The organism is Methylopila capsulata, from assembly GCF_016907975.1.
Classification (GTDB): domain Bacteria; phylum Pseudomonadota; class Alphaproteobacteria; order Rhizobiales; family Methylopilaceae; genus Methylopila; species Methylopila capsulata.
In genome coordinates this window covers 253,612-278,579 of record NZ_JAFBCY010000003.1, presented here as the reverse complement: position 1 = coordinate 278,579, position 24,968 = coordinate 253,612, and the positions used below count along the sequence as shown (strand labels likewise).

The window sequence follows — 24,968 nt, the reverse complement described above, 5'->3', positions numbered from 1 at the left end:
GGGCCTAAGGTCGGGCGCGCGGGGCTGAGGCGGGTTACCCTCGCCGGTCCGCCGCCTTACATTTAGGCAGAGGGCAGGAAAGGGGCGACACCAAGGCCCCGCCTGGAGATGCAGGAGCGTCAACTGAACGTGATGTCCGACCACACGCCGAGCGCAACGCCCCAGGAGCCCGCTCCCGACCGGATGACCGCGCTGGCGGAGGCGGCGCGCGAGGCCTGCGCCCGCGGCGTCGCGCCTGTGCACAAATGGCGTCCGGAACGCTGCGGAAGGCTGGACCTCGTCATCCGCGCGGACGGTTCCTGGATCTACGAGGGCTCGGCCATCCGGCGCCCGGCGCTCGTCAAACTGTTCTCGACCGTTCTGCGGCGGGATCCCGAAGGCTACGTCCTCGTGACGCCGGCCGAGAAGCTCGACATCACCGTCGAGGACGCGCCCTTCCTCGCGGTGGAGCTGGCGAGCGACGGCGAGGGTCCACAGCGCCGCATCCGCTTCCGCACCAACGTGGACGAGGTGGTCGACGTCAGTCCCGAGCACGCCCTGCGCTTCGAGGAGGCGCCGGACGGCGGCTTCAAGCCCTACGTCCACGTGCGCTCCGACCTCTGGGCGCTGGTCGCGCGCTCCGCGGTCTACGATCTCGTGGACCTCGCCGAGGAGCGCGACGGGCGGCTCGGCGTCTGGGCCGGCGGCGCGTTCTTCGCCATGGCCGAGGCGGGCGCATGAGGGGTGACGGCGTCGCCTCCGCCGCGGCGAGCGACGTGGCTCCCGACGCAGCCTTCACCCTCGATGACTTTCGCGCCCGCGCGGCGCGGCGTCTGCACGCGACGGCGCCCGATCCCGACGACCCGGAGACCGTTGTGGTCGGCGAGCGCGACCTGCTGCCGCCGGACCGCATACCGCGCGCGGCCGCGGTGCTGGTGGGCGTCGTGGCGCGGGAGGAGCCGCAACTGCTGTTCACCCAGCGCGCCGCGGGCCTTCCCGTCCACGCCGGCCAGATCTCGTTCCCCGGCGGCAAGCGCGATCCGGGGGACGCGTCCCCGCTCGCCACCGCCCTGCGGGAGGCGCAGGAAGAGGTCGGCCTCGACGCCGCGCTGGTGCGGCCGCTCGGCTACCTCGATCTCTACATCACGAACTCCGGCTTCGCGATCGTGGGCGTGGTGGCCGAGATCGCGCCGTCCTACGCGCTCACGCTGTCGCCCGGCGAGGTCGCCGACGCCTTCGAGGTTCCGCTTGGATTCCTCATGCAGGAGGAGAACCACGGCGTCGAAATGCGGGAGTGGGCGGGCGGCCTTCGAAAAGTTCATCACATGCCGTGGCGGGAACGCCATATCTGGGGGGTCACCGCGGGCGTCCTGCGGAACCTCTATGATCGGCTTTACGCGGAATGACGCGCATTCTTTTCCAGATAGCCCTGTTTCTCTCGCCCTTCGTGGCCTACGCGGCATGGCTGCACTTCGCCGGCCACGGCTGGCGCGCGCCCGAGCGCTGGCGGGGCATTCCCCTGGTGTGGCTCGTCGGAATCGCGCTGGCGCTCACCCTCGGCAGCCTCGCGACGCTCGCGCTGACCACCGGCGGCTCGACCAAGGCGCTCTACATGCCGGCGCGCATGGAGAACGGCGTGTTCGTGCCCGGCCGCATGATCGAGCCCGACACGAAATGACGGTCTCGGCGCGGCTCGACGACGTCGCCTGGCTGACGGCGTCGCCGCTCCGCGAGGTGCTGGCCGCGCTCGACAGCGACGGCGAAGAGGCGCGGATCGCCGGCGGCGCGGTGCGCGACGCCTGGCTCGGACTGCCCCGCGGCGACATCGACGTCGCGACCACGGCGCTGCCCGAAGAAACCATGCGCCGCGCCCGCGCCGCCGGCTGGAAGGCGGTCCCGACGGGCATCGATCACGGCACTGTGACGGTCGTGGCGGAGGGCCATCCCTTCGAGGTGACGACGCTGCGCCGGGACGTTGCGACCGACGGCCGTCGCGCGGTGGTGGCCTACACCCGCGACTGGGCGGAGGACGTGCAGCGCCGCGACCTCACCATGAACGGGCTCTACCTCGACCGCGCCGGCCGCATCCATGACCTCGTCGGCGGGCTGGGCGATCTGGAGGCGGGGCGCGCGCGCTTCATCGGCGATGCGCGCGAGCGCATCCGCGAGGACTACCTCCGCATCCTGCGCTTCTTCCGCTTTCACGCGCGGTTCGGGAGGGGGGAGCTCGATCGCGAGGGTTTCGCCGCCGCGGTCGCCGAGCGTGCGGGCCTCGCCACGCTGTCACGCGAGCGGGTGCGGGTCGAGCTGCTCAAGCTGCTCATCGCGCCGCGGGCTGCAGAGACCCTGCGCGCGATGGCCGAGGCGGGGCTGCCCGGCCTGCTGCTCGGCGGCGCGCCGCGCGTCCGCCGCTTCGAACGCATGGTCGAACTCGACGGCGCGGGCGACGCCCTGCTGCGCCTCGCGGCGCTGGCGCAGGTCGTGGCGGAGGATGGCGAGCGGCTCCAGCAACGCCTTCGCCTGACCAACGCCGAGGCGCAGCGGCTCGCCGCCATCGGCGACGCGCGGCCGCCCTTGACCCCGGCGACCGGCGAGGCGGCGGCCAAGGTCGCGCTCTACCGGCTGGGGCGGCAGGCGTTCGAGGATCGCGCGCGGCTCGGGTGGGTCGACGCCGCCGCGGCTCCGGGCGATGCGGCCTGGGCGGCGCTCGCAGCGCTCCCGGAGAGGTGGACGATCCCGAAGCCGCCGTTCGCGGCGAGCGACTTCATAGCGCGCGGCGTCGCGCCGGGCCCCGCCCTAGGCCGTGCGCTTCGCGCGGCGGAAGAGGCGTGGATTGAAGCGGGATTTCCGGCGGGAACAGCCGCCGAGGCGTTGGTGGACGCGGCCACGAGATAGCGCGGGCTATCCACCGGGGGTCCAAACGCGCCGTCATGGTCCGGCTTGACCGGACCATCCATGTCCGGCATCGAGCGCGACGTTGCCGGTGGGTCCTCCGGTCAAGCCGGAGGACGACGACGGAGGCTGGGGGCAGGTACGGCGATCGGCTGGCGTTGCGCCGGTCGCAGCGGCCGCGGGTCCTTACGCCGCCACCTTCCGCACGTCCTTGACGTCGGTGAACTTGACCTTGCTCCAGCGCTCCTGCGCGCGGCTCATCTGGAAGGCGGAGCCGGTGAGCAGCACCGGGTCGCCGTCGAGATCCTCGGCCGTGCTGGCGCGGTTTGCGTTCAGGAACTCGGCGAGGTCGAGCTTGTTCTCGGCCGACACCCAGCGGGCGAGCGAGTACTGGCTCTGCTCGAACCCGACTTCGAGGCCGTACTCGGCCTTGAGCCGCCCCTCCATCACGTCGAGCTGCAGGGGACCGACGACGCCGACGAGCGCGGGGGAGCCGTCGACGGGGCGGAACACCTGCACCACGCCTTCCTCGGCCATCTCCTGTAGAGCCTGCTTCAGCTTCTTGGCCTTCATCGCGTCCTCCAGCCGGACGCGGCGCAGGATTTCCGGCGCGAAGCTTGGCACGCCGAGGAAGGACAGGTTCTCGCCGTCGGTCAGCGTGTCGCCGATGCGCAGCAGGCCGTGGTTCGGGATGCCGACGACGTCGCCGGCGAAGGCTTCCTCGGCGAGCTGCCGGTCCTGCGCGAAGAAGAACTGCGGCGCGTGCAGGCCGATGGTCTTGGAGGTCCGCGTCTGCAGCGCTTTCATCCCGCGCGTCAGCTTGCCGGAGCAGAGCCGGACGAAGGCGATGCGGTCGCGGTGGTTGGGGTCCATGTTGGCCTGGACCTTGAACACGAAGGCCGTCATGCGCGGCTCCTCGGCCGCGACCGGGCGCTTGTCGCTGTCGAGCCCCTGCGGCGAGGGCGCGAGGTCGGCGAGGGCGTCCAGCAGGTCGCGGACGCCGAAGTTCCGGAGCGCCGAGCCGAACAGCACCGGAGTCAGGTGGCCCTCGCGGAACGAGGCGAGTTCGAAGGGCTTCAGCGCGCCCTGCGCCAGCTCCAGCTCCTCGGTCACCTCGGCCAGCCGATGCTCCGAGACGAGACCGCCCAGCGCCTCCAGTCCCACTCCGGCAGCCTCGTCACCGCCGTCGACCAGGCGGATGCGGCCGGAACCCAATTCGAAGGTGCCGGCGAAATCGCGCCCGCGGCCGATCGGCCAGGTCAGCGGCGTGGCGTCGAGCGCCAGCGTGGTCTCGATCTCGTCGAGGATCTCGAACGGGTCGCGGCTCTCGCGGTCCATCTTGTTGATGAAGGTGACGATCGGGATGTCGCGCAGCCGGCACACCTCGAACAGCTTACGGGTGCGCGCCTCGATGCCCTTGGCGGCGTCGATCACCATGACCGCGCTGTCGACGGCGGTGAGCGTCCGGTAGGTGTCCTCCGAGAAGTCCTCGTGACCCGGCGTGTCGAGCAGGTTGAACACGCAGTCGCGGTACTCGAAGGTCATCACGGAGGTCACGACCGAGATGCCGCGGTCGCGCTCGATCGCCATCCAGTCGGAGCGGGTGCGGCGGCGTTCGCCCTTGGCCTTGACCTGCCCCGCGAGCTGGATCGCGCCGCCAAACATCAGCAGCTTCTCGGTCAGCGTGGTCTTGCCGGCGTCGGGATGCGAGATGATCGCGAAGGTGCGGCGACGCTTCACCTCGCGGGCGAGGGGCGTCTCAGGCGTGGCGAGGGCGGCGTCGGTCATGGCGTGTCTTGGCTCGCGCAGCCCGAAAATGTCAATCGGCGGCTTAAGCTTCCTGTGGGTGCCTTCAGGAATAGGTTGCAACCCAAAAGAGAGGGATCAAAGATAGAACATCCGACGGCGGAGGGATAAGGATCTCATGCGCGCTATCACGGATCTAAAGCCGATTGTCGAAGCTCTAATCCGGGAGCTAGCTCAAACAGGGAACTATAGTAATCAAAAGGTGACGTCGGCTCTTATCGAAAGGCATTCGTCTGAAATAAATTCCGTTCGCGAGCAGCTTACATCTATGGCTTTGATGCAGATAGTCAAAGATGTCGGCGGAAGGACGGCGAAGAAGATAGAGTCAGAGCGGCAATCGTCGATGTTTCCAAATCACTCTGGGATCTCGATGGTTCCAAAGCTACCAAAGTATCTTCGACGAAATATCTCATTCACGATTCCAAACTTAAGCGAAAATTTCACTATCGCTCAGATTAAAGAATTAGTCGAAAAATATCATGATATTCCGAAATCGAAGAATAAAATGATATCGACGTTCGAGAGGATGATATCGGAGGCTGATGAAAGACAAATACCTGATGAGATTAGTTTAAAAGAGGCTTTCGCGAAGTAAATTCCGTAGTCGATTTATCCCAACCCCGCGGGCGCGTTTTCACGCCCTGCGATCTCCTCCACCTCGGGCGCGTGGAACGGCAGCTCGCCCATGGTGAGCTTGGCTCCCTGGTCGCGCGCCGCGACGGCGACCCAACGCGCTCCGTCCCAGGCGCGCACTTCGAGATGCACCCGACCGCCGGGGCGCACGGTGATGCGGTGGTAGGCGTTGGGCTCGCCGCGCAGCCGCGTCGAGGTGGCCGTGGAGGCCTGCACCACGAGCAGCCGCGGCGCGTCGCCCTGGTCGATTTCATCGACATGGACGTAGCCGCGGTGCAGATGGCCGGCGAGCACCAACCCGACGCGGTTGCGGCGGAAGCAGGCGAGCGCGTCGTCGGCGCGTCCGACCACGTCGAGGTCCGGCGCGTGCGCCGGCGGATGCAGCGGGTGGTGCGCGACGATGATCCGGAACAGGTGCTCGGGCAGCGCTTCCAGCCGCTTGTTCAGCCGGTGCAGCTGGCGGAGCCCGAAGCGCCCCTTCGACCAGTCGAATCCCCAGGCCATGCGCCGCGCGGTGTTGAGGCCGATCACCGCCACCTGATCGTTGGTCCAGGTCGGCTCGATCTCGCGCGCGATAAAACGGCGCCAGCGCGCGTAGGGATCGAGAAAGCGCTGCGCGAGATGGATGTAGGTGATGTCGTGATTGCCGGGGACCGCGAGCACCGGCGACTCGAGGCTGCGGAGGAAGGCGCCGGCGGAGCGGTACTCCTCGCGATAGGCGCGCTGCGTCAGGTCTCCGCTGACGATCACGAGGTCGGGCCGGTCGTGGTTCAGCTCGTCCCTGAGGCCTTTGACGATTGCGGGATCCACGCGGTCGAAGTGCAGGTCCGAGATGTGGGCGAGACGGGTCATGCCGCGCCCTCCAGCGCTGAGGCGTCCGCCGTCGCGGTCGTCTCCGGCGAACGCGGCGCGAGCACCTTCAGCGCCTTGTGACGGGAGCGGTAGCGCAGGGGCGGCGTCAGCAGCATCGTCTCACCATCGTTCATGACGCGGAGCTTGCGGCGGCGGCTGGTCACCGCCAGCCGCGTCACCGGATAGGTTTCGAGATCCGCGTCCTTGCTCCAGGTCCCGAGCGCCATGCGCACCGAAAGCCGCACCAGTGGCCAGACGCTCAGGCGGCGGGTCGCGTAGACCACGAGCTCGCCGCGATCGAGCCGCGAGCGGGTCAGGACCTGCCCGAACCCCTCGTCGTAGCCGTTGTTGGCGATCACGATGGCCTTGGTCCGGAACGCCGCGGGGCCGCGGCCGAGGTCGAGCCCGATCCGCATCGGCGGGTAGCGATAGAGGCCCTTGAGCCCGGCGGCGAACAGACGCCACCAGCCGAGCGCGCCCATATGCTCGCGGTTTTTCTCCCGCCGTTCGGCGAGCCGGGCCGGCAGGCCGAGCATGGAGTTGCACAGAAACACGCGGCCGTTGACCTCGCCGACGTCGATCTCGCGGATTTCGCCGGCCGCCATCTGCTGGATCGCCGCGTCGACGTCGAGCGGCAGTCCGAGATCCTTGGCCAGCAGGTTCATCGTCCCGAAGGGCAACGGCGCGAGCGCCTTGTCCGTTCCCATCAGAAGCTGGGCGGCGGTCGCGATCGTCCCGTCGCCGCCCGCGGTGACGATGGCGTCGACAGGCAGGGCCGCGGCCCGCTTCAGCCGGTCGGCGACGTCGCTGGCGTCGCCGTCGAGGACCGCGACGACCTCGAGACCGGTCGCGGTGAGCTTCGCCTCCAGCTCCTCGGCCATGCCGGTGCGCCCGAGCAGCGAACCGGACGAGCCGTTGACGACGAGAGCGACCCTCACGCGTTGCTACCCCTCGCCGGGGCGGTCACGCCTCGGCGGCCGCCTCGTCCTGCTCGATGAAGCGCTGCAGGCGCTCCTGGTCCCGGCCGGCGCCGGTGACGAAGTAGAGCACCGCAATCAGCGCGATCAGTCCGAAGGCGATCGCGGGCGCGGTCAGCCCGCCTTCCTGGAACAGCCGCACGACGATCAGCGTGGCGCAGATGATCGCGCCGAGGATCGGCACGATGATCGGCACCTCGAACTGGCCCTGCTTCTCCCCCGGGCGACGCTTCAGGACGACGAGCGCGATGTTCACGGCCGTGAACACGGTCAGCAGAAGAAGCACGGTCGCCTGGGCGAGCGCCTTGATGTCGCCCAGCAGCGACAGCACGGCGACGATCGCGAGCAGCGTCAGGATCGCCACATGCGGCGTGCGGCGCGTGGGGTGAACCTTCCCCAGCGCCTGGGGCATCAGGCCCTGCTTCGACATGCCGTAGAGCAGCCGCGAGCCCATGATCCAGTTCACCAGCGCCGTGTTCGACACCGCGAAGATCGTGACGACGGAAAGGATCACCGGCGGGAACCACGGCGCGGCGCGCCTGACCACCTCGACCAGCGCGAGCTCCTTCGGGAGTTCGCTGTAGTGCATCACCGAGACCGCGGAGATCGCCACCGCCATGTAGATGATGGTCGCGCCGATCATCGCGAGCACGATCGCCATGGGCACGTTGCGGCTGGCGTCCTTGCACTCCTCGGACACGTTCAGCATGTCCTCGAAGCCGATGAACGAGAAGAAGGTCAGCACCGCGCCCTGCATGACGAGGACCGCGATGGCTCCGACTTCGCCGTTGTGGCTCACCTCCGGCGGGAACTCCATCAGCGGATTGGAGCCCCAGTAGCTCACGCTCACGGCGATCACCAGCAGCAGGCCGGAGGCCTCGATGATCGTGCACACGACGTTGAACCACATGCTCTCCTTGATGCCGCGCAGCAGGATGCCGGCGATGAGCAGCAGGAAGCCGAAGGCGAGCACCCAGATCGGGATGGCGGTGAGGCCGAACAGCTTCTGGACGCTCGCCGCGACGACGTTCGACTGCGTCGCGATCGAGGTGAGGCCCGAGCATACGACCGCGAGGCCCACCACGTAGGATAGCAGCGGAATGCCATAGGCGCGCTGGGTGACGTAGGCCGCGCCGCCGGCCTTGGGATGGCGGGAGACGACGTTGGCGTAGGACAGCCCGGTCAGCATGGCGGCGATCATGGACACCACGAAGGCCATCCACACGGCGCTGCCGAGCTGGCCGGCGGCCTGGCCGATGAGCCCGTAGATGCCGGCGCCGAGCATCGAGCCGAGGCCGTAAAGCGTGATCTGGAAGAGCGTTACGGAGCGATCGAGCGAGGGCTCGCCGTCCTTGGTCCGGGCGTCGGCTGCATCTGTGGCGCTCATCGGCGGCAGGTCCCCTCGTGCTCGTGGCCGTTCGGCCGTTCGTTCATTGCTAAGCACCTAGAGCGTTCCGCCGCCGCCGCCACCTCTTCGCCGCATTTCCCCGAGGGCCAAAAGAAAACGCGCGGGCCGAGTGCCCGCGCGTTCGTTCGTCCGGCGCCGATTGGGGCGTCAGTTCGCCTGGCTGGTCTGCAGCAGAGGCGTGATGTTGCGGACGGTCACGCGGCGGTTGCGCTCCTCGGGGCCGTCCGTCTTCACCTTGAGATACTGCTCGCCGTAGCCTTGGGTCGTGAGGTTCTCGGCCGGGACGTCGAAGTACTTCGTCAGCACTTCGGCGACCGCCTCGGCGCGACGGTCCGACAGCGACAGGTTGTCGTCGTCGGAACCGACCGCGTCGGTGTGGCCTTCGATCAGGAAGATCGTCTTCGGATCCTTCTTGACCGCGTCCTCCATCGCGAGGCCCACGTTCTCGAGCTTCGTGATCTGGTCGTCGCGAACGTCCCACGAGCCCGTGTCGAAGGTCACCGAGTCGAGATCGACCGAGCGCACCCGATCGCGCAGCGGCGGATTGGTGCGGATCTCGTCGAGCGTGTAGCGACGCTCGACGCGCTCCACCGGCGGCGCCGCGAAGGCCGTCTCGATGTCGTCGTAGGAGGCGGTGTCGGCGTCGACGATGTACTCCTCGCGCGGGATCGAAATCCGGGGCGGCGGCAGGCCGAGGTCGATGAACGCGCCGATCGCGCCGCCGCCGCGCGGGCGGTTGTCGATCAGGACGTACTCCTCGCCGCGGTAGCGACGGGTGCGGCGGAGCAGGCGGCCGTCGTCGTCCACATAGGTGTAGACCTCGGAACCGTCCGGACGCACCGAGATGCGCACCCGTTCGTCGCCCCGGCGCTCCTCGCGCCAGTCACGGGCGCCGATGCGGAAGCGCGCGCCTTCGTCACGGCGGATGATGGTCCGGCCGCCCTCGCGGATGATCGTGCGGTCGCCCTCGGTGATCACCACCCGATCGCCGTCACGCCGCTCCTTGCGCTGATCGCGCAGGCGGTCGATGCGGTCGTTCATGCGATCCTTGTCGCGGCTCGCGTCGCGACGCTCGTCGCGGATGCGATCCTGAAGACGCTCGATCCGCTGCTTCTGATCGGCGGTGCGGCCTTCTTCGCGGCGATCGTCGCGCCGGTCCTTCGCGGCGTCCCTGCGATCGTCGCGACGATCCTCGGCGGCGTCCTTCCGGTCGTCCTGACGCTTTTCACGCAGCTCCTTCAGACGGTCCTCGCGCCGGTCCTCGACGGTGTCCTTCTTGTCCTTGGCCGCGTCCTTGCGATCCTCGGCGGCGTCCTTCCGGTCGTCCTGACGCTTTTCACGCAGCTCCTTCAGACGGTCCTCGCGCCGGTCCTCGGCGGTGTCCTTCTTGTCCTTGGCCGCGTCCTTGCGATCCTCGACGGCGTCCTTCCGGTCGTCCTGACGCTTTTCGCGCAGCTCCTTCAGACGCTCGTCGCGCTTGTCCTGAGCCGTGTCGCTCTTGTCCTTGACGGCGTCCTTGCGGTCCTGCTCGCGCTTCTCCTGCGCGTCCTTCCGCTTGTCGTCCTGCTGAGCGTCCTGGCGCTGCTCGCGGATGGCCTTCTGGCGATCCTCGCGCGCGTCGTCGCGCTTCTCCTGGGCCGCCTCGCGGCGCTCCGGGGCGGCTTCGCGTTTTTCCTGCACGCGCTGCTCGCGGCGCTCCTGCTGCTCCTGAGCGCGCTGCTGGCGGCGCTCGTCGGCGGCGTCGTTGCGCTCCGCCCGCTCCGGCTTCTCCGCCCGCTCGGGCCTTTCAGCCCGCTCGGGCCGCTCGGCCCGCTCAGGCTTTTCGGCGCGCTGCGCGCGTTCGGGGCGGTCTCCGCCGCGACCACGGTCCTCGTCGCTCTGGGCGAGAACGATCGGTCGGTCGTCGGAGAGGGCCGGACCGGACGCGGCGATGCTCGGCGCGGAGGCCGCAAGCAACGGCAGAGCCACGCCGGCGAGAAGAAGATATCGTGTCGTCTTCATAACCAACCTTGTTTCGTTTCCGGCGTCCGCCTCTTTCGTGCGGCGATCGCCAATAAGCCCCAAGCGTCACTTGGAGCAATGACGTCCGATTACGACCACTGCGTGACGTATTCGGATGCGAAAATAGCCGTAGGGCGAGCCTTCAGCCCAGCTGGTGCTTCTGGGTAGGCCTTTCGACATGAACGGCGCGTGAATAGGCTCGTCTAAACGCAGCGACCGGGCAATCGTTCCCGGTTCACCCGGCGCCGATCGTCAGCGTCGCGGAGCCCAGGCCCGCGAACGAGGCGGTGACCGTTTGCCCGGCGCCCGCCTGGCGGAACGGCGTCGCCGAGCCGGTCGTCACGACGTCCCTCGCCTTCAGGCGGTTGGGGCCCTGACGCAGGCGATTCGCCAGCGCGACCAGCAGTCGCGTCGGATCGCCCCCAGTGTTGCCGCCCTCATGCTCGAAGATCGTCTCGCCGTCGATCTCGAGGCGCACGGGAGCGCGGTCGAGCGGACCGGGGGGCGGCTCCGACGACGCGGGTCCGAGGATCAGCAGCCCGTGGCTCTGGCGATCGGCCATGCGCCACAGCGCCGGCTGCTCGCTCCAGCGCTCGAAGGCGGTGTCGAGCACCTCGATCGCCGGGTGCCAGGTCGCAACGGCCGCGAGGACCTCCTCGCGCGAATACGGCGTCTCGCGCGCCGGCAGGTCGCGGCCGAGCCGCACGGCGATCTCCGCTTCGACGGCCCAGAGCTTGAGCGCGGAGGCGGGAAGCGCGGCGGGGCTCTCATGGATGGTCGACGCCGTGAGCGCGCCCTGGCCGGGCTCGGCCTCCGGGGTCGGCGCTCCGACCTTCCAGCCGACGATGGGGCCGATCGCGGCGACGCCGGCGTAGTGCATCGCCATCGCCTCCGCCTCGTCCGTCGGAGCGAGGTCGGCGGGGAGGCCCGCAAGCTGGACGCCGCTGCGGCGCGCTTTTTCCAGCAGGCGGGCGGCGTCGGCGATCTTGGCGGGCGCGGCGGCGGGCATGGGGGCATCCTTGAGCGAAGAACGGGCGCGCATTGGGTCCGATTTGCGCCGACCCGTCGAGGTTTCGGACGTCGTCGCGCCGTCAGGCCGGGCGGCCTTCGAACGCCGGCCTCAGGCGCGTCAGTTCGTGGCCGACATGGTCCATGAAGGCGCGCACGCGGGCGCTGGACCGCAGATCGGGGTGCGTCAGCAGCCAGAGTTCGGCGGGAGCCTTGCGCGGCGGATCGAACACGCGCGCGACGCCGGGCCTCATGTCGCCGATGAAGCAGGGCAAGGGACCGACGCCGAGGCCGGCTTCGATGGCCTCCGCCATGCCGAGCACCGTGGAGATGCGGTAGACCGTGCGATGCTCGCCGACGGTCTCGCGCAGCCAGCGCTGCAGCAGGGAGAGCATGTCCCCCGGGCCGATCCAGTCGTCGTCCTGCAACTCGGCGATGTCCGCCACGGGCGCCCGCGGGGCCTTGGCGTAGATCGCCCAGCCGAGCTCGGCGATCCGGCGGCCGACCAGCGTCTCCGGCGGGTTGGCGGTCGCGCGGATCGCGACGTCGGCGTCGCGCTTGGACAGGTTGAGCGCGTCGTTGCCGATGACGACGTCGAGGATGATGTCGGGGTAGGCCTCGCGGAAGCCGGCGAAGATCGCCGTCAGCGGGTGGATCAGCAGGCTGTCGTTGGTGGTGACGCGCAGTTCGCCGGCCGGCGCGAGGTCCTGCCCGGAGATGCGCCGCTCGAAGGCGACGATGTCGTCCGCCATGCGGTCCGCGACGCTCAGCATCTCCTCGCCGGCGGGGGTTAGGCCGTAGCCTGCCCGCCCGCGCTCGAACAAACGCGCGCCCAGCTGCTCTTCGAGCGCGCCGAGCCGACGAAACACCGTCGAGGCGTTGACGTTGAGGAGCGTCGCGGCGCCAGCGAGCGAGCGCCGTTCGGCCACGGCCTTCACCAGCCGAAAGTCGTCCCAGGCGAGCATGGATGGCCTCCGTCGGCGACAGGCGGCGAAGAAAGACGATCGCCGGACTAGACTATTCGGGCCGCCCTGTCATGGGCGTCTTCAGATTCTGGGCGCGCCCCAATTCAGCGCAAGCGGAGCGTCCGGCGCGCCCGCCGCCAGAAGCCGGGCGGTCGCTCGGGATCGACCAGGTCGTTCTCCGACAGCGCGTCTTCGATCTCCCCGACCTCCCGCGCCTCCAGCGGCGCGAGACGCCGCCCCGCGACGGCGAAGGCCTCGATCGCGGCGATCAGCGAGCCGGCCTCGTCGATCTTGCGGGCGACGTCCTCGGCGGCGACGCCGAGATGCTCCGCCAGCAGGTCGTCGCGCACCCAGCGGATGCGGGCCCTGAGCGCCTCGTCGTCGGAGCGCGCCTCAACGGCGAGGTCGCTCTCGGTGTCGAAGCCCATGGAGCGGTTGTTGAGGTTGGACGAGCCGACCTTCAGCAGCCGGTCGTCCACGATCATCACCTTGGCGTGGACGTAGATCGGCGCGCCGGCCGTCGTCTGCGGAAAATAGATCCGGAAGCGGCCATGGCGGTCCGCGCGGCGGACGAACCGGAGCAGCTTGGCGCGCGCCGACCCCATGGTCGTCTCCTCCAGCCAGCCGTCCTGCGCGTCCGGATTGACGATGACGATCTCCGGCCCGTCCGGCTCCTGCAGCCGCGCCGCGATCGCCTCCGCGATCTTGCGCGAGGCGAAGTACTGGCTCTCGATGTAGAGCGCGCTGCGGGCGCTCGCGATGGCGGCGAGGTAGAGCCGTTCGATCTCGCAGACCTGTTCGATCGCGCCGTACGCGCCGACGGTGCGCGCGATCCCGACGTCGACGTCCCTCATCGTCGGTTCGAGGAAGTCCGGCCACAGATCCTCCGCCGCCGACGGGGGAGGAAGGTCTTCTTTCGTCGCGCGCCGCCAGCGTTCGCGGGCGAGCTCGCCGAGCGCCGCAGCGAGGGGGCCGTCGACGCAGATGGTCGCGTCGTGCCACGGCTGCAGCGGTTTGCCCCGGGGCGAGCGGCGCGCCGGGTCGTCGTCCTTGTGGGCGCGGGTGTCCCAGCGTCCGAGCGTCATGTCGATGCCGCCGCAGAACGCCAGGGCGTCGTCGACCACCACGATCTTCTGGTGATGCGCCGCAAGCGGGGGATGGGCGGCGTCGAGCTTCATCCGGATGTTCGTCTTCCACATCCACTGCAGCATGTAGAACGGCGTCTCGCCGCGGCCGAGCGTCTCGATCATGCCGAGGTTCCACTTCAGCAGATGGATGCTCACCTCCGGCCGCCGGTCGGCGATCCAGCTGAGGAACGGGCCCAGCGCGTTCGGGCCCTCGAGGGTTTCGCCCTCCGGCTCCAGTTCGATCCGGCTGTCGAAGTCCCAGCCGATCAGCAGCACGGACCGTCGCGCCTTCAGAATGGCGGCGCGGGCGGCGCGGTAGTAGTCGGCGGCGTCGACGATGACCGACAGGCGGTTCGCATGCGCGATCCGCCAGCAGGTGTCGCCAGGGATGAGGATGTCGGAAGCCATCGATGTCCGGAAGGGGAGGCGGGCAGGGGGTTATAGGGCAGGGTCGCCCCGCGTCCCGCTCTTTCCTTCGGTTCAGCCTCGGCCCAATCGCAGCCCCGGCGCGGGACGCTCCTCAAGCGCTTCGCGACGAAAGCGGTAAAGCTGCGCGGGGCGTCCGCCGGTCGCGGTCTCGGCGGCGCCGGTCGGCTCGACGAGGGCCGCGGCCTCCACCAGCCGGCGGAAGTTCTGCTTGTGCAGATGGCGCCCGGCCACCGCCTCCACGGTGCGCTGGAGCGCGGTCAGCGTGAACTGACGCGACATCAGCTCGAACACCAGCGGCCGGTACTTTAGCTTGGCCCGGATGCGCCCCATGGCGGTGGCGAGGATGCGGCGGTGGTCGTCGCGCATGGCCGCGCCGAGCTGCGGCAGGGCCGCGCGGCCGAGCGCCGCCGGCCGGCCGTCGCGCGCCGCCTCTTCGACGAGACCCGCCTCGTAGAGCAGCTCGTAGCGGTCGAGGACCTTCTCCTCGTCCCAGGGCGCGCCGTCGAAGCCGAAGCATTGGCGGGCGCGGACGAGGCGGGGCAGAGCCCGGCCGGGCTCAGCCTCAGGCGCTTCCGCCGTCCATTGCGCGAGGGCCGGCAGGATTTGCGCGTCGAGGACGTCGGGACGGCGCTCGCGCCAGTCCTCCCAGGGAAAGAAGCCGTACCACGGCCGGAAGGCGGCGCCGGCGGCCGCCAGAGCCGCGCCGTCGCGGGGACGGCGGGTGAGCGCGAGATAGCCGATCGAGACCATGTGCGGCGCAAGGTCTCCCGGCTCGGCCGCCCGGCCGCGGTCGCCGAAGGTGTAGAGCTGTTCGACGTAGCCGACGTCGAGCGCGGTCTGGTCGGCGATCGAGCTGCGGAGCGCGATCTCGAGCGTGCGGTCCCGCAAGGGGTCGAACGAGCCGGACGGCAGGCCGAGCGCCTTGGCCCCGCCGGGGGGCTGCGCCACCAGGATCAGCGGCCTGTCGCCTTCGACCGCGACCACCGCCGCCGACAGGCCGACGCCGACGGTCGCAGCCGGCGTCATCGTACCGGCCCCGTCGGCAGGACGAAGACCTCGCCCTCGAAGGCGTCCTCGCCCCGGCCGATGGCGGCGATCGCCGCGCGCATCCGGCCGCCGCGGCCGAGGGCGTCGTCCGCGAGCGCCACGACCAGGGCGTTCGGCGTGGCGCTCGGGCTCAGGCGCCGGAGCTCCTGTGCGATCTCCGCTTCGTCGCGGTCCGGCGCCCGCGCGCAGGCGATGGCGTAGGCCATGGCGGGCGAGCGGCTTACGCCGGCGTAGCAGTGCACGAGCAGCGGGAGGTCGTCGCGCGCGGCGAAGGCCAGCGCTTCGGCGACATGGGCCGCGCCCGGCGCGACGTGGCCGTCCCGCGCGCCGAGCAGATCGTGGAAGGTGACCGTCAGATGGTCTTCGGCCGCGACGCCCGCCGGGCGCGGCGTCGGCAGGCCGCCGCTGGTCAGCGTCAGCACGCGCTTGACGCCATAGCGCGCGACGCTGTCTTCGAGCTGCGAGGCGGGGCAGACGATGATCATCCGTTTTATCTCCCTCTCAGCCGTGGAGCTCTTCGAACCGCGCGAGAAAGCGTCGCGCGGCGAGCTCCGCCGGCCAAGGCGTCAAATCGACCTCGGCCGGCGCGCCCTCCGGCCGGCCGAACACGCGCCGCGCGTCGGTCAGGGAAAAACCGGCGAGCCGGGTGGCCTCGAGGAAGGCTGCGGAGCGATCCGCGCGCTTCAGCAGCTTGGTCGCGCTCTCGCCGCGCTCCGGCGGCAGCCCGAACCGCACGTGGATCGCGCGCATCAGACGGTCCTCCACGGCCTTGTACTCCCCGCCCAGCACGGCCTTGAACGGGCTGATCATGTCGCCGATGACGTACTCCGGCGCGTCGTGCAGCAGCACCGTCAGCCGCAGCCGCGCGTCGCAGCCGGGCGATAGGCGCGCCGCGATGTCCTCCACCAGCACCGAATGCTGCGCGACCGAGAAGATGTGCTCGCCGCTGGTCTGCCCGTTCCAGCGCGCGACCCGCGCGAGCCCGTGGGCGATGTCGGCGATCTCGACGTCCAGTGGCGAGGGGTCGAGCAGGTCGAGCCGACGTCCGGACAGCATGCGCTGCCATGCGCGCGGGGCGGCGTCGCGTGCGGCGGGGCGAGGGGGGATGGGCGTCGTAGGGCGGGGCGTCATGGGGCGGGCGAATCTCGAACTTGCGGCGCGACCCCATCGTTGAAGTCGCCCGAACGCCCGGACGCAAGCGAGACGAGCGGGCCTATCGCGCCGCGCGGCGCTCGCCCTCGCGGCTTCGTGATCTAGCTCTCACCTCAAGCACACGGCGCGCCGGAGGAGAGCGATATGGTTACGACCCACGCAGCGGAGCCCGTCGCTCCAAGGGCGTCCCGTCCCTGGTACCGGATCCTCTACCTCCAGGTCCTGCTCGCCATCGCGATCGGCATCCTGTTGGGCTATCTCGCGCCCGATCTCGCGAAGCAGATGAAGCCGCTCGGCGACGCCTTCATCAAGCTGATCAAGATGCTGATCGCGCCGATCATCTTCCTCACCGTGGTGCACGGCATCGCCGGCATGGAGGACATGCGCAAGGTCGGGCGCGTGGGCCTCAAGGCGTTGATCTACTTCGAGGCGCTGACGACCGTGGCGCTCGTCATCGGCCTCGTCATCGTCAACCTGCTGAAGCCGGGCGCCGGCATGAACGTCGACCCGTCGACGCTCGACGCCGGCTCGATCGCGAAATACCAGAAGGCCGCCGAAGGCCAGTCGGTCTCGGACTTCTTCCTTCACATCATACCGGACGCCGTGGTCGGGGCCTTCGCGCAGGGCGAGATCATCCAGGTCCTGTTCTTCGCGGTGCTTTTCGCCGTCGCGCTTCACATGGTGGGCGAGAAGGGCAAGCCCGTGATGGCGCTCATCGACTCGTCGATGGACGTGTTCTTCAAGATCATCGGCATCGTGATGAAGGTCGCGCCCATCGGCGCCTTCGGCGCCATGGCCTACACCATCGGCTCCCAAGGCCTCGGAGCGCTCGCCTCGCTGCTCTACCTCATGCTCGGCTTCTACGTCACATGCCTGATCTTCATCTTCGGCGTGCTGGGGATCGTGGCCTACCTCACCGGCTTCTCGATATTCAAGTTCGTGCGCTACATCCGCGAGGAACTGCTGATCGTCCTCGGCACCTCCTCGTCCGAGTCCGTGCTGCCGCGGATGCTGGACAAGATGAAGCGCGCCGGCGCGGATGAATCGGTCGTCGGCCTCGTCATTCCCGCGGGCTACTCCTTCAACCTCGACGGCACCTGCATCTATCTGACGATGGCCGCGATCTTCCTCGCCCAGGCCACCAACACCGAGCAGACGCTCTGGGAGCAGATCGGCATTCTCGCCATCCTGCTGCTGACGTCGAAGGGCGCCGCCGGCGTCACCGGCTCGGGCTTCATCGTGCTCGCCGCGACCCTTCAGTCCGTCGAGCACATCCCGATCGCGGCCATCGCGCTGATCCTCGGCGTCGACCGCTTCATGTCGGAAGCCCGCGCGCTGACCAACCTCGTCGGCAACGGCGTCGCCACCATCGTCGTCGCAAAGTGGGAGGGCGCGCTGGACGAACGACGCCTGCACGCCCAGCTCGACAGCGGCGGGAGCGCGGACGACGACGAGCCGGCGGCGGCTCCTATACGGGCGTGAGGGCGCGCCTCCTCGCCTGAGCGCCCTGATGAGGTCCCCGACAGCTGCGCGCCGCTGCTGCTGGTCGCCAATCTCTGGCGCATCACCGTTCAGCGCAACGGGGGAGGCGCGTAGGCGTCGAGCGAGAGCGAGGTCAGTCTCGCCTTGATCATGTCCAGCGTGATGGGCCTGAACGCCCAGCAATCCACGCCGACGTCCATGGATCGGAGGATGGGCGGAAGCGCCCCGTGACTGCGTCCATACAGCATGTAGCTGCCGGCATGCGACCGGTTCCAGACGCGCATGCTGTAATGCGCACATACGACGAGGTCGTCGCCGACGGCGTTCGGGTGCCGCACCTCCCGATAGTGCACGACCTCGGACCACCCAACTCCATAGCTGGCGGTTTTTCCTCGCGCGAGGTCGGCGGCGGTCGTGTCGTGGTTGCCGAGGACGAGCGTCGGAATGACGCCAGTCTCCAGAATGCGATTGAGGGCCCTCTGCCCGCCTTTGAACGCCCAGTCTCCGAGGCAGAAAAAGAGGTCGCCCGGTTTGAACGCCTCCTCGTAGTTCCGTAGGATCGCCTCATCCATGTCCTCGACCGAGGCGAACGGTCGATTGGCATACTTGATGATGTTCTTGTGACCGAAATGCGGGTCCGCGCTGTACCAAATCGTCGTCATTTTTGATCTTTGGAGAGGAGGCAGCCTTAGCCGCGCAAGGCGGGAAGTCGCGTGATGAAGCTTCCGACGCCGAAGGCGGTCGCGGTTCAAGCCTCATGCGCGCCTTTCCGCCAGCAGTCCGCGACGTGGTCGTCGATCATGCCGACCGCCTGCATGAAGGCGTAGACGATCACTGGACCGCAGAAGGTGAAGCCGCGGCGCTTCAGGTCCTTCGAAAGAGCCTCGGACAGCGGGGTCGAGACCGGGACTTCGCCGCGCTCGCGCCACGGGTTTACGATCGGCGCGCCGTCGACGAAGCCCCAGAGGTACTCCGAAAAGTCCTCGCCGCGCTCGCGCATGGCGAGCACCGCACGGGCGGACTTCACCGCGCCCTCGATCTTGGCGCGGGAGCGCACAATGCCGGCGTCGCCCAGCAGGCGCGTCACGTCGACCTCGCCGAAGCGCGCGACGACCTCCGGCTCGAAGCCTTGGAAGGCCGCACGGAAGGCCTCCCGCTTGCGCAGGATCGTGATCCAGGCGAGCCCGGCCTGAAAGCCGTCCAGCACGAGCTTCTCGTAGAGCGCGCGGGAGTCCCGCTCCGGGCGGCCCCAGTCGGTGTCGTGGTAGGCGACGTAGAGCGGGTCGGTCCCGCACCAGGCGCAGCGGCATTTTCCGTCGGCGTGACGGGGCGCGGCTTCGCTCACGCCGCCGTCTCGCCGGGGAAGGCGAACCGCGCCCAGGCCGGCTTCTCGACCGTCAGCATGGCGGCGCCCGCCATCAGCGGCACGCCCGCGGCGCGGGCCTCCTCCGCGCGGTCGAGCCGCAGCAGCGCGAGGCCGCGGCCTTCGATCGCCGAGCCCATGCGCCCGATCACGCGTTCGCCGGCCGTCACCGCCGCGCCGATTTCCGGCGGAAGCCCGTCGATCCGAACGGGCGCCACCCGGGTGCGGGCGGTGCCCCGGTGCTCCATGCGGCTCACGATCTCCTGGCCGACATAACAGCCCTTCTTGAAGTCGATGCCGTTGAGCTGCTCCATGCAGGCCTCATGCGGGAAGGCGTCGCCGTAGACGAAGTCGAGCCCGCCCTGCGGCACGCCGAGCGTGACGCGGTGCGCGCGCCAGCCCTCCGGGCCGACGTCGATCACGCCCTCGGGAAGCGCCCCGTTGGCCGGCAGGTAGGCGCGGGCGCCGAGGGCCGCGAGCCGCGGATCGAAGACGAGGGAGGGCAGGCCGTTCGGCAGAAGCCCGTCGCCCCATAGCACTGCGACGCGGGTTTCCGCGCTCGTGTCGCGCACCTCGGCCTTCGAGCGCAGCTTGTAGAGGCCGAGCTTGCGCACGAGATCGGGCACGAGAAACTTCGGCGCGTCGAGGCGGACGCCCCCCGGAATCGCCGAGGCGAGCAGGTCGACCGCGATCTTGCCCTGAGGCGTCAGGAGCGCGGCGTAGGCGGCGCGGCCGGGCGCCAGCCCTCCGACGTCGTTCGAGAGCAGATTGTCGAGGAAGCGGCCGGCGTCGGCGCCGGTCACCTCGATCGTTCCACGCATGTCCAGGATCGCGCCGCGCATGGTCTCGGTTCCTGTTGCCTTCGATGCCGCGCGAAGGTAGGCCCCCGGGAGCCCCGCCTTCAAGCCGAACCTTTTTCCGGAGGACGCACGATGTCCGAGACCTTCGACCTCCTGCTCAAAGGCGGGACCGTGGTCAACCAGGACGGCGAGCGCCGCGCCGATCTCGGCGTCCGCGCCGGCCGGGTGGCCGCGATCGGCGATCTCGCGGCGGCGTCCGCCGGGGAGGTCGTGGACTGCGCGGGGCTTCACCTGCTGCCCGGCGTGATCGACACCCAGGTGCATTTCCGCGAGCCGGGGGCGACCCACAAGGAAGACCTCGAGACGGGCTCCCGCGCGGCCGTGCTCGGCGGCGTGACGGCGGTGTTCGAAATGCCGAACACCAACCCGCTCACCGTCACCCCCGAGGCGCTGGCCGACAAGCTCGCCCGCGCCAAGGGCCGCATGCATTGCGACCACGCCTTCTTCGTCGGCGGCACCCATGACAACGCGCGGGACGTCGCCGAACTGGAGCGCCTGCCCGGCGCCGCCGGCATCAAGATCTTCATGGGCTCGTCCACCGGCTCGCTGCTGGTGTCGGACGACGTCGGCGTCGGCGAGATCCTGAAACGCACCCGGCGTCGGGTCTCGGTCCATTCCGAGGACGAGCCCCGGCTCACCGAGCGCAAGGGCGAGCGGGTCGCCGGCGACCCGTCGAGCCACCCCGTCTGGCGCGACGCGGAAGCGGCGCTGAAGTGCACCCGGCGGCTGACGGCCATCGCCCGCGAGCACGGCGCGAAGGTCCACGTGCTGCACATCTCCACGGCCGAGGAGATGCGCTATCTCGCCGACTTCAAGGACGTGGCGACGGTCGAGACCACGCCGCACCACCTCACCATGGGCTCGGACGCCTATGCGCGGCTCGGCACGCGGGCGCAGATGAACCCGCCGGTGCGCGACGACGCCCACCGCGCCGGCATCTGGTGGGGCCTGCACCAGGGCATCGTCGACGTGCTGGGCTCCGACCATGCGCCCCACACGCTGGAGGAGAAGGCCAAGGCCTATCCCGACAGCCCCTCCGGCATGACCGGCGTGCAGACGCTGGTGCCGATCATGCTCGACCATGTCGCGGCTGGGCGCCTCAGCCTGGCGCGGTTCGTGGACCTCACGAGCGCTGGGCCCGCGCGCATCTTCGGCATCGCGACGAAGGGCCGGCTCGCGGTCGGCTACGACGCCGACGTGACGGTCGTCGACCTGAAGCGTCGCGAGACCATCACGAACGACTGGATCGGCTCGCGCAGCCGGTGGACGCCCTACGACGGCGTGTCGGTGCAGGGCTGGCCGGTCGGAACCATCCTCCGCGGGCGCCGCGTGATGTGGGAGGGCGAGATCGCAGCGCCCGGAACCGGCGAGCCGGTGCGCTTCATCGACACGCTCCGGAGATGATCGGCTGACCGATCACGCGCGCTTGCGGGAGACGGTTCGAGCCCCATGTTGCCCTGCGAAGCGACCGCGGGCTAAGACCGCAGTCGTCCGTGCACAACCCGCGCTTCGGCGCGAGTCTCCGGGGAGACGCTTCGCGTGATCGACGACGTTTCGCTGATCGCGACGGGCGTGGCCATCGGCGTCGGCGTCAACGCTCCGGTCGGGCCGGTGAACGTGATGTGCATCCACCGCGCGATCCGCAACGGTCCGGCGTCGGCCATGGCGGCGGGGGCGGGGGCGTTCACGGCGGACGTGCTGTTCGCTGGGCTCGCGGCCTTCGGCGTGACGGCGATCTCGAGCTTCATCGAAGGCCATCTCAGCGTCATTAAGGTGGTGGGCGGGGCCATCCTGATCGCCTTCGGCGTCAAGCTGCTCTACGCGCCTTCGAAGGGCGCGGCGCCGGCCAACGACTCCCGGATGTCGCTGTTCCGCGCGGCGCTCGCCTCCTTCGCCCTGACGGTGACGAACCCGGCCGTGCTCTTGGGGTTTTTCGCGATCTTCGGCGGCCTCGCCGGGATCGGCGAGCAGGTCGGCGACTTCGGCGCCGCGGCGCTGCTCACGCTCGGGGTCGCGATCGGCAGCGCGGCGTGGTGGCTGATGCTCTCGATGGGGGCGAGCCGGCTGCGGGAGCGGCTCGCCGAGAAGTGGCTCGGCCGCCTCAACACGGTGTCGGGCGGCGGCCTCGCGCTGTTCGGTTTCGCGGTGCTGATCAGCGTCGCGCTGGGCTACTGAAGGGTAACGCCAGGGTAACCCGCGGGTTAATGCGCGAGGCTCGGAAGCGTGTAGTCGCCCTTCCGCAGCCGGTCGGGCAGCCGCTCGACGAAACGGGCGGTCGCTTCCTCGCCGAAGGACAGCACGAGCTCCTTCAGCGCGGCGAACAGCGCGGCGTGCGCGACGCAGTCCGGAGCGATGCCGTCCAGCAGGGCCTCTTCCCACGCCTCGTCGAGATACGCGAGCGCGGCGCGGCGGTCGTCGACGGCGCCTTCGTCCGTCGCGGCCGAATCGTCATGAGCCATGGCGTCCCTTCCCTGTCCGCCTGAGACTCTAACGGAAGGGCGGCCGGGGCGCAGCGATTCTCGAAAAAAGGGTTAACGCCGGAGGGAAAAGTTAAACGACTTCTCCGCCGCGTCAGGGCCCGTAGCGGGCGTTGACCTCGGTCGCGATCGCCGAGACCTCCTGCAGGAAGCGCGCGGTCGCGACCTCGGCCGCGGGGGTGCAGGCGTGGTAGCTGCGCGCCCAGGCTCGGTAGCTGGCGTTGAAGGCGCCGGCGAGGGCGTCGCGCCGCTCGGGCGCGAGGGCCTCCGCCGCGATCAGCGCCGACATGCGGTCGCGCCAGACGTCGGCGTCCTTCGCCTTGCAGACGGCGCGCAGATGATGGAGCGCGCCGAGGGTCTCGGCGAGGCGGATCAGCTTGGGCTCGTAAGGCGCCGCGGCGGGCGGAGGCTGCGGGGCGGGCTGCTGCGGCGGCGAGGCGGGCGCCGCCTTGGACTCGCGCGGCTGGGCGACGGCGGGCGCCGTCGCGAGCAGCAGGCCGGCGAGGGCGGCGCGGGACACGGTGGACATGGCGCGCACCCTCGCGCGCGGACACGGGCTTCGCAAGCGCGTCATGGAAGCAGCGCCGCCGCGCGGGCGACGACGGCGGCGAGGCCGGGCGTCGTCTCGAGGGCGCCCAGGCGGTCGGGCCGCGCCCAGGCGATCTCGGTCGCCTCCGGACCCGTGGCGCCCTCGCCGGCAAGCCAACGGCCGGCGTAGGCGAGGATCGTCACGTGCCGCTCCACCACGCCGTCGGGCGCGCGCAGGATCACCTCGACCACGTCGGCGAGCGCGACCGCCGTCGCCCGCACGCCGGTCTCCTCGTGGAGCTCGCGCACCGCCGCGTCCGCCGCGTTTTCACCGAGCTTCACCATGCCGCCGGGAAGCGACCACAGCCCGAGGGCGGGCGGCTTGCCGCGCCGGGCGATCAGGACCTTCCCGTCGCGGAAGCAGGCGAGGCTCGCCGCAAGCAGAGGGCGCGGGGGCCGCAGCCGTCCTCCCTCGTCGCTCACGTCGAGGGGGCGCCGTGGATCAGCGCGTCGGCGCGGGCGAGCATCGGGCGCAGCTCCAGCGCCGCCGCCGGCCCGAACGTCATGACGGCGGCGTCGTCGGCCGATTCGAGCGCGGCCTGCACCTCGGTCAGCTTGGCGTCGATCGCCGCCACCGTGGCGTCGAAGGGCGCGCGGATGTGGGCGGGCGCGGCCTCGTAGGCGGCGACGGCGATCGCCCGGCCGCGGAAGCCGGAGCGCTCGAAATGCGCGCGGTAGCTCGCCGGCCGCCACGCCAGCACGTCCTCGCGCATCTCCGGCATGTCCGCCAGCAGATCGAGCAGCATGGCGACTTCGTTGAAGTGGTTGAGGTAATCGGTGGCGAGCCCGGTCAGGGGGTGCACGTTCGCGGCCTTCAACGCCTCCGGCGTCAGCGCGACGTCGGCGTCGGGCGCGGGGGCGGTCAGGAGAAGCTCGGCGGCGATCATGGAGACTGAGGTTCCGGGGCGCGCGACGTCGTTCGCGCGCGTTTCGGGCCAGATGATCGTGGCGTTTCGGTTTCCTGCAAGTTAAGCCTCGGCCTGCAAGGGCCTCAGGGGTTTTACGCATGTGTGGTCGCTACGCCCAAACCACGAGCCGCAGGTCGCTCGAAGCGCTGCTCGGCGCCGCCGCCGAGACGGACTTTCCCGCGCGGTACAACATCGCGCCGACGCAGATGATTCCGGTCGCGCTCGTCGAGGATGGCGCGCGGCGCATCGCGCTCCACCGCTGGGGCCTCGTGCCGGAGTTCGCGCCCGACCTCGCCTCGGGTCCGCTGATGTTCAACGCCCGCGCCGAGACGCTGGCCCAGAAGCCGGCCTTCCGCTCGGCGCTGCAGCGCCGCCGCTGCCTCGTGCCGGCGGACGGCTGGTACGAGTGGCGCGCGGTGGGGCGCTTCAAGCAGCCCTATCTCATCCGTCGGCCGGACCGGGAGCCCGTCATGTTCGCCGGGATCTGGGAAAGCTGGAAGCGGCCGGACGGCGAGGCTTTGAGGTCGGTCGCCATCGTGACGGTGACGGCGAGCCCCGATCTCGCCATGGTGCATGACCGGATGCCCGCGGTCCTGCCGCCGGAGGCCTGGGAGGCCTGGCTCGACACCCGCGTCGACGGCCGCAGCCTTGCGCTGCGCGGCCTGCACCCGGCGCCGGTCGGAACCTTCGAAACGGTGACGGTGGGCGCGCGCGTCAACCAGACGACGAACGACGGCCCCGAGGTGCAGGAGCCCGCGCCGGCGATCGCGGAGCCCGTCGCCGACGCGCAGCCGCGGCTGATCTGAAGCGGCGGTTGTTCTGGACAGAGGTGGCCGGCGGAGCCGGGCACCCGCGACTTTGTTTTAGTCTGTCTGGATAAGCGCCCACCAACTGCGCCGCATCCTATAGGTCCAGTATCAGACGGCGTGGTTCCTCGCTTACCGTATCCGCAGGCTGGTCAAGGCTAAGCCACTCGCAGATCAACAGGCTAAACCCACAAAATCTACGTAAGAA

General features: G+C 69.9%; 27 protein-coding genes. 9 read left to right on the top strand and 18 right to left on the bottom strand.

What is annotated here, in order from left to right; translation table 11 throughout:
- The first annotated feature begins 108 nt into the window (after positions 1-108).
- Genes JOD31_RS12600 through JOD31_RS12585 form a run of 4 tightly spaced genes read left to right on the top strand, consistent with a single transcriptional unit; the run spans position 109 to position 2,874 of the window.
- The gene (locus JOD31_RS12600; RefSeq protein WP_246482490.1) at positions 109-720 is read left to right on the top strand and encodes a DUF1285 domain-containing protein; all 612 of its coding nucleotides are present in this window, start codon (positions 109-111) and stop codon (positions 718-720) included.
- Complete coding sequence (locus tag JOD31_RS12595; RefSeq protein ID WP_210341489.1) at positions 717-1,385, top strand: NUDIX hydrolase; 669 nt, start codon at positions 717-719, stop codon at positions 1,383-1,385. Before JOD31_RS12600 ends, JOD31_RS12595 begins: the two co-directional genes overlap by 4 nt.
- Positions 1,382-1,657, top strand: coding sequence for a DUF6111 family protein (locus JOD31_RS12590; RefSeq protein WP_204950700.1), 276 nt, complete (start codon positions 1,382-1,384; stop codon positions 1,655-1,657). Before JOD31_RS12595 ends, JOD31_RS12590 begins: the two co-directional genes overlap by 4 nt.
- Positions 1,654-2,874 carry a CCA tRNA nucleotidyltransferase gene (locus JOD31_RS12585; protein ID WP_204950699.1) on the top strand — a complete coding sequence of 407 codons (1,221 nt, stop codon included), beginning with the start codon at positions 1,654-1,656 and terminating at the stop codon, positions 2,872-2,874. The genes JOD31_RS12590 and JOD31_RS12585 overlap by 4 nt, the downstream gene beginning before the upstream one ends.
- Positions 2,875-3,057: 183 nt before the next feature.
- On the opposite strand, the gene JOD31_RS12580 is transcribed toward JOD31_RS12585, so the two are convergent.
- The gene (locus JOD31_RS12580; RefSeq protein WP_204950698.1) at positions 3,058-4,659 is read right to left on the bottom strand and encodes a peptide chain release factor 3; all 1,602 of its coding nucleotides are present in this window, start codon (positions 4,657-4,659) and stop codon (positions 3,058-3,060) included.
- A gap of 136 nt (positions 4,660-4,795) precedes the next feature.
- Between JOD31_RS12580 and JOD31_RS12575 the strand changes: the two genes are divergently transcribed.
- Positions 4,796-5,272 (top strand): hypothetical protein, encoded by a 477-nt coding sequence (locus JOD31_RS12575; RefSeq protein ID WP_204950697.1) that lies wholly within the window; start codon positions 4,796-4,798, stop codon positions 5,270-5,272.
- Positions 5,273-5,286: 14 nt separating this feature from the next.
- On the opposite strand, the gene JOD31_RS12570 is transcribed toward JOD31_RS12575, so the two are convergent.
- The 10 genes from JOD31_RS12570 to JOD31_RS12525 form a co-directional block, all read right to left on the bottom strand.
- Entirely contained in the window at positions 5,287-6,162 is an 876-nt protein-coding gene (locus JOD31_RS12570) for a metallophosphoesterase family protein (protein WP_204950696.1), read from the bottom strand.
- A complete protein-coding gene (locus JOD31_RS19765) occupies positions 6,159-7,100 on the bottom strand; it encodes a diacylglycerol/lipid kinase family protein (RefSeq protein WP_204950695.1) in 942 nt (313 codons plus the stop codon). The genes JOD31_RS12570 and JOD31_RS19765 overlap by 4 nt, the downstream gene beginning before the upstream one ends.
- A gap of 25 nt (positions 7,101-7,125) precedes the next feature.
- Positions 7,126-8,526 carry an APC family permease gene (locus JOD31_RS12560; protein ID WP_204950694.1) on the bottom strand — a complete coding sequence of 467 codons (1,401 nt, stop codon included), beginning with the start codon at positions 8,524-8,526 and terminating at the stop codon, positions 7,126-7,128.
- 168 nt (positions 8,527-8,694) lie between these two features.
- Complete coding sequence (locus JOD31_RS19520; RefSeq protein WP_246482489.1) at positions 8,695-10,548, bottom strand: OmpA family protein; 1,854 nt, start codon at positions 10,546-10,548, stop codon at positions 8,695-8,697.
- 235 nt (positions 10,549-10,783) lie between these two features.
- Positions 10,784-11,557: a 2-keto-4-pentenoate hydratase gene (locus tag JOD31_RS12550; protein WP_204950693.1), complete on the bottom strand. Its 774-nt coding sequence runs from the start codon at positions 11,555-11,557 to the stop codon at positions 10,784-10,786.
- Between the two features lie 82 nt (positions 11,558-11,639).
- On the bottom strand, positions 11,640-12,521 hold the full coding sequence (locus tag JOD31_RS12545) for a LysR family transcriptional regulator (protein WP_204950692.1): 882 nt from the start codon (positions 12,519-12,521) through the stop codon (positions 11,640-11,642).
- Between the two features lie 104 nt (positions 12,522-12,625).
- Positions 12,626-14,056 (bottom strand): phospholipase D-like domain-containing protein, encoded by a 1,431-nt coding sequence (locus JOD31_RS12540; RefSeq protein WP_204950691.1) that lies wholly within the window; start codon positions 14,054-14,056, stop codon positions 12,626-12,628.
- Between the two features lie 72 nt (positions 14,057-14,128).
- Positions 14,129-15,103 (bottom strand): NUDIX hydrolase, encoded by a 975-nt coding sequence (locus tag JOD31_RS12535; RefSeq protein ID WP_204950690.1) that lies wholly within the window; start codon positions 15,101-15,103, stop codon positions 14,129-14,131.
- Positions 15,100-15,609: a tyrosine phosphatase family protein gene (locus JOD31_RS12530; protein ID WP_204950689.1), complete on the bottom strand. Its 510-nt coding sequence runs from the start codon at positions 15,607-15,609 to the stop codon at positions 15,100-15,102. The genes JOD31_RS12535 and JOD31_RS12530 overlap by 4 nt, the downstream gene beginning before the upstream one ends.
- A 16-nt stretch (positions 15,610-15,625) precedes the next feature.
- Positions 15,626-16,180, bottom strand: coding sequence for an HD domain-containing protein (locus JOD31_RS12525; RefSeq protein WP_204950688.1), 555 nt, complete (start codon positions 16,178-16,180; stop codon positions 15,626-15,628).
- A 240-nt stretch (positions 16,181-16,420) separates the two neighbouring features.
- On the opposite strand from JOD31_RS12525, the gene JOD31_RS12520 reads away from it, so the two are divergent.
- A complete protein-coding gene (locus JOD31_RS12520) occupies positions 16,421-17,758 on the top strand; it encodes a dicarboxylate/amino acid:cation symporter (RefSeq protein ID WP_204950687.1) in 1,338 nt (445 codons plus the stop codon).
- A gap of 89 nt (positions 17,759-17,847) precedes the next feature.
- Here the strand turns inward: JOD31_RS12520 and JOD31_RS12515 are convergent, their stop codons facing one another.
- The 3 genes from JOD31_RS12515 to ygfZ all read right to left on the bottom strand — a co-directional run bounded on the left by JOD31_RS12515 (position 17,848) and on the right by ygfZ (position 19,963).
- Positions 17,848-18,420: a metallophosphoesterase gene (locus JOD31_RS12515; RefSeq protein WP_204950686.1), complete on the bottom strand. Its 573-nt coding sequence runs from the start codon at positions 18,418-18,420 to the stop codon at positions 17,848-17,850.
- An 86-nt stretch (positions 18,421-18,506) separates the two neighbouring features.
- On the bottom strand, positions 18,507-19,103 hold the full coding sequence (locus JOD31_RS12510; protein WP_204950685.1) for a DNA-3-methyladenine glycosylase I: 597 nt from the start codon (positions 19,101-19,103) through the stop codon (positions 18,507-18,509).
- Positions 19,100-19,963 carry a CAF17-like 4Fe-4S cluster assembly/insertion protein YgfZ gene (ygfZ, locus tag JOD31_RS12505; protein ID WP_204950684.1) on the bottom strand — a complete coding sequence of 288 codons (864 nt, stop codon included), beginning with the start codon at positions 19,961-19,963 and terminating at the stop codon, positions 19,100-19,102. Before ygfZ ends, JOD31_RS12510 begins: the two co-directional genes overlap by 4 nt.
- Positions 19,964-20,053: 90 nt before the next feature.
- Here ygfZ and JOD31_RS12500 point away from each other — a divergent pair, with 90 nt between their 5' ends.
- Positions 20,054-21,385, top strand: a complete 1,332-nt coding sequence (locus JOD31_RS12500; RefSeq protein ID WP_204950683.1) for a dihydroorotase — start codon at positions 20,054-20,056, stop codon at positions 21,383-21,385.
- A 135-nt stretch (positions 21,386-21,520) separates the two neighbouring features.
- Positions 21,521-22,156 (top strand): LysE family translocator, encoded by a 636-nt coding sequence (locus JOD31_RS12495; RefSeq protein ID WP_204950682.1) that lies wholly within the window; start codon positions 21,521-21,523, stop codon positions 22,154-22,156.
- Positions 22,157-22,182: 26 nt separating this feature from the next.
- Here JOD31_RS12495 and JOD31_RS12490 read toward each other — a convergent pair whose 3' ends face one another.
- From JOD31_RS12490 to JOD31_RS12475, 4 genes are all read right to left on the bottom strand, one after another.
- Entirely contained in the window at positions 22,183-22,440 is a 258-nt protein-coding gene (locus JOD31_RS12490) for a hypothetical protein (RefSeq protein ID WP_020186082.1), read from the bottom strand.
- A 112-nt stretch (positions 22,441-22,552) separates the two neighbouring features.
- Positions 22,553-22,987: a TIGR02301 family protein gene (locus JOD31_RS12485; RefSeq protein WP_204950681.1), complete on the bottom strand. Its 435-nt coding sequence runs from the start codon at positions 22,985-22,987 to the stop codon at positions 22,553-22,555.
- A gap of 41 nt (positions 22,988-23,028) precedes the next feature.
- Positions 23,029-23,469: an NUDIX hydrolase gene (locus JOD31_RS12480; protein WP_204950680.1), complete on the bottom strand. Its 441-nt coding sequence runs from the start codon at positions 23,467-23,469 to the stop codon at positions 23,029-23,031.
- A complete protein-coding gene (locus tag JOD31_RS12475) occupies positions 23,466-23,933 on the bottom strand; it encodes a hypothetical protein (RefSeq protein WP_204950679.1) in 468 nt (155 codons plus the stop codon). Before JOD31_RS12475 ends, JOD31_RS12480 begins: the two co-directional genes overlap by 4 nt.
- Before the next feature lie 119 nt (positions 23,934-24,052).
- Here JOD31_RS12475 and JOD31_RS12470 point away from each other — a divergent pair, with 119 nt between their 5' ends.
- Positions 24,053-24,760, top strand: coding sequence for an SOS response-associated peptidase (locus tag JOD31_RS12470; protein ID WP_204950678.1), 708 nt, complete (start codon positions 24,053-24,055; stop codon positions 24,758-24,760).
- Positions 24,761-24,968 lie beyond the last annotated feature (208 nt).

Bases quoted from the DNA above. Each gene is read 5' to 3' on its own strand.
- JOD31_RS12540 (WP_204950691.1), bottom strand. From the start codon at position 14,056: ATGGCTTCCGACATCCTCATCCCTGGCGACACCTGCTGGCGGATCGCG.
- JOD31_RS12515 (WP_204950686.1), bottom strand. From the start codon at position 18,420: ATGACGACGATTTGGTACAGCGCGGACCCGCATTTCGGTCACAAGAAC.
- JOD31_RS12595 (WP_210341489.1), top strand. From the start codon at position 717: ATGAGGGGTGACGGCGTCGCCTCCGCCGCGGCGAGCGACGTGGCTCCC.
- JOD31_RS12590 (WP_204950700.1), top strand. From the start codon at position 1,382: ATGACGCGCATTCTTTTCCAGATAGCCCTGTTTCTCTCGCCCTTCGTG.
- JOD31_RS12475 (WP_204950679.1), bottom strand. From the start codon at position 23,933: ATGATCGCCGCCGAGCTTCTCCTGACCGCCCCCGCGCCCGACGCCGAC.
- JOD31_RS12585 (WP_204950699.1), top strand. From the start codon at position 1,654: ATGACGGTCTCGGCGCGGCTCGACGACGTCGCCTGGCTGACGGCGTCG.
- JOD31_RS12550 (WP_204950693.1), bottom strand. From the start codon at position 11,557: ATGCCCGCCGCCGCGCCCGCCAAGATCGCCGACGCCGCCCGCCTGCTG.
- JOD31_RS12485 (WP_204950681.1), bottom strand. From the start codon at position 22,987: ATGTCCACCGTGTCCCGCGCCGCCCTCGCCGGCCTGCTGCTCGCGACG.
- JOD31_RS12600 (WP_246482490.1), top strand. From the start codon at position 109: ATGCAGGAGCGTCAACTGAACGTGATGTCCGACCACACGCCGAGCGCA.
- JOD31_RS12575 (WP_204950697.1), top strand. From the start codon at position 4,796: ATGCGCGCTATCACGGATCTAAAGCCGATTGTCGAAGCTCTAATCCGG.
- JOD31_RS19520 (WP_246482489.1), bottom strand. From the start codon at position 10,548: ATGAAGACGACACGATATCTTCTTCTCGCCGGCGTGGCTCTGCCGTTG.
- JOD31_RS12535 (WP_204950690.1), bottom strand. From the start codon at position 15,103: ATGACGCCGGCTGCGACCGTCGGCGTCGGCCTGTCGGCGGCGGTGGTC.
- JOD31_RS12530 (WP_204950689.1), bottom strand. From the start codon at position 15,609: ATGATCATCGTCTGCCCCGCCTCGCAGCTCGAAGACAGCGTCGCGCGC.
- ygfZ (WP_204950684.1), bottom strand. From the start codon at position 19,963: ATGCGCGGCGCGATCCTGGACATGCGTGGAACGATCGAGGTGACCGGC.
- JOD31_RS12545 (WP_204950692.1), bottom strand. From the start codon at position 12,521: ATGCTCGCCTGGGACGACTTTCGGCTGGTGAAGGCCGTGGCCGAACGG.
- JOD31_RS12500 (WP_204950683.1), top strand. From the start codon at position 20,054: ATGTCCGAGACCTTCGACCTCCTGCTCAAAGGCGGGACCGTGGTCAAC.
- JOD31_RS12525 (WP_204950688.1), bottom strand. From the start codon at position 16,180: ATGCTGTCCGGACGTCGGCTCGACCTGCTCGACCCCTCGCCACTGGAC.
- JOD31_RS12520 (WP_204950687.1), top strand. From the start codon at position 16,421: ATGGTTACGACCCACGCAGCGGAGCCCGTCGCTCCAAGGGCGTCCCGT.
- JOD31_RS12580 (WP_204950698.1), bottom strand. From the start codon at position 4,659: ATGACCGACGCCGCCCTCGCCACGCCTGAGACGCCCCTCGCCCGCGAG.
- JOD31_RS12560 (WP_204950694.1), bottom strand. From the start codon at position 8,526: ATGAGCGCCACAGATGCAGCCGACGCCCGGACCAAGGACGGCGAGCCC.
- JOD31_RS12470 (WP_204950678.1), top strand. From the start codon at position 24,053: ATGTGTGGTCGCTACGCCCAAACCACGAGCCGCAGGTCGCTCGAAGCG.
- JOD31_RS12570 (WP_204950696.1), bottom strand. From the start codon at position 6,162: ATGACCCGTCTCGCCCACATCTCGGACCTGCACTTCGACCGCGTGGAT.
- JOD31_RS12490 (WP_020186082.1), bottom strand. From the start codon at position 22,440: ATGGCTCATGACGATTCGGCCGCGACGGACGAAGGCGCCGTCGACGAC.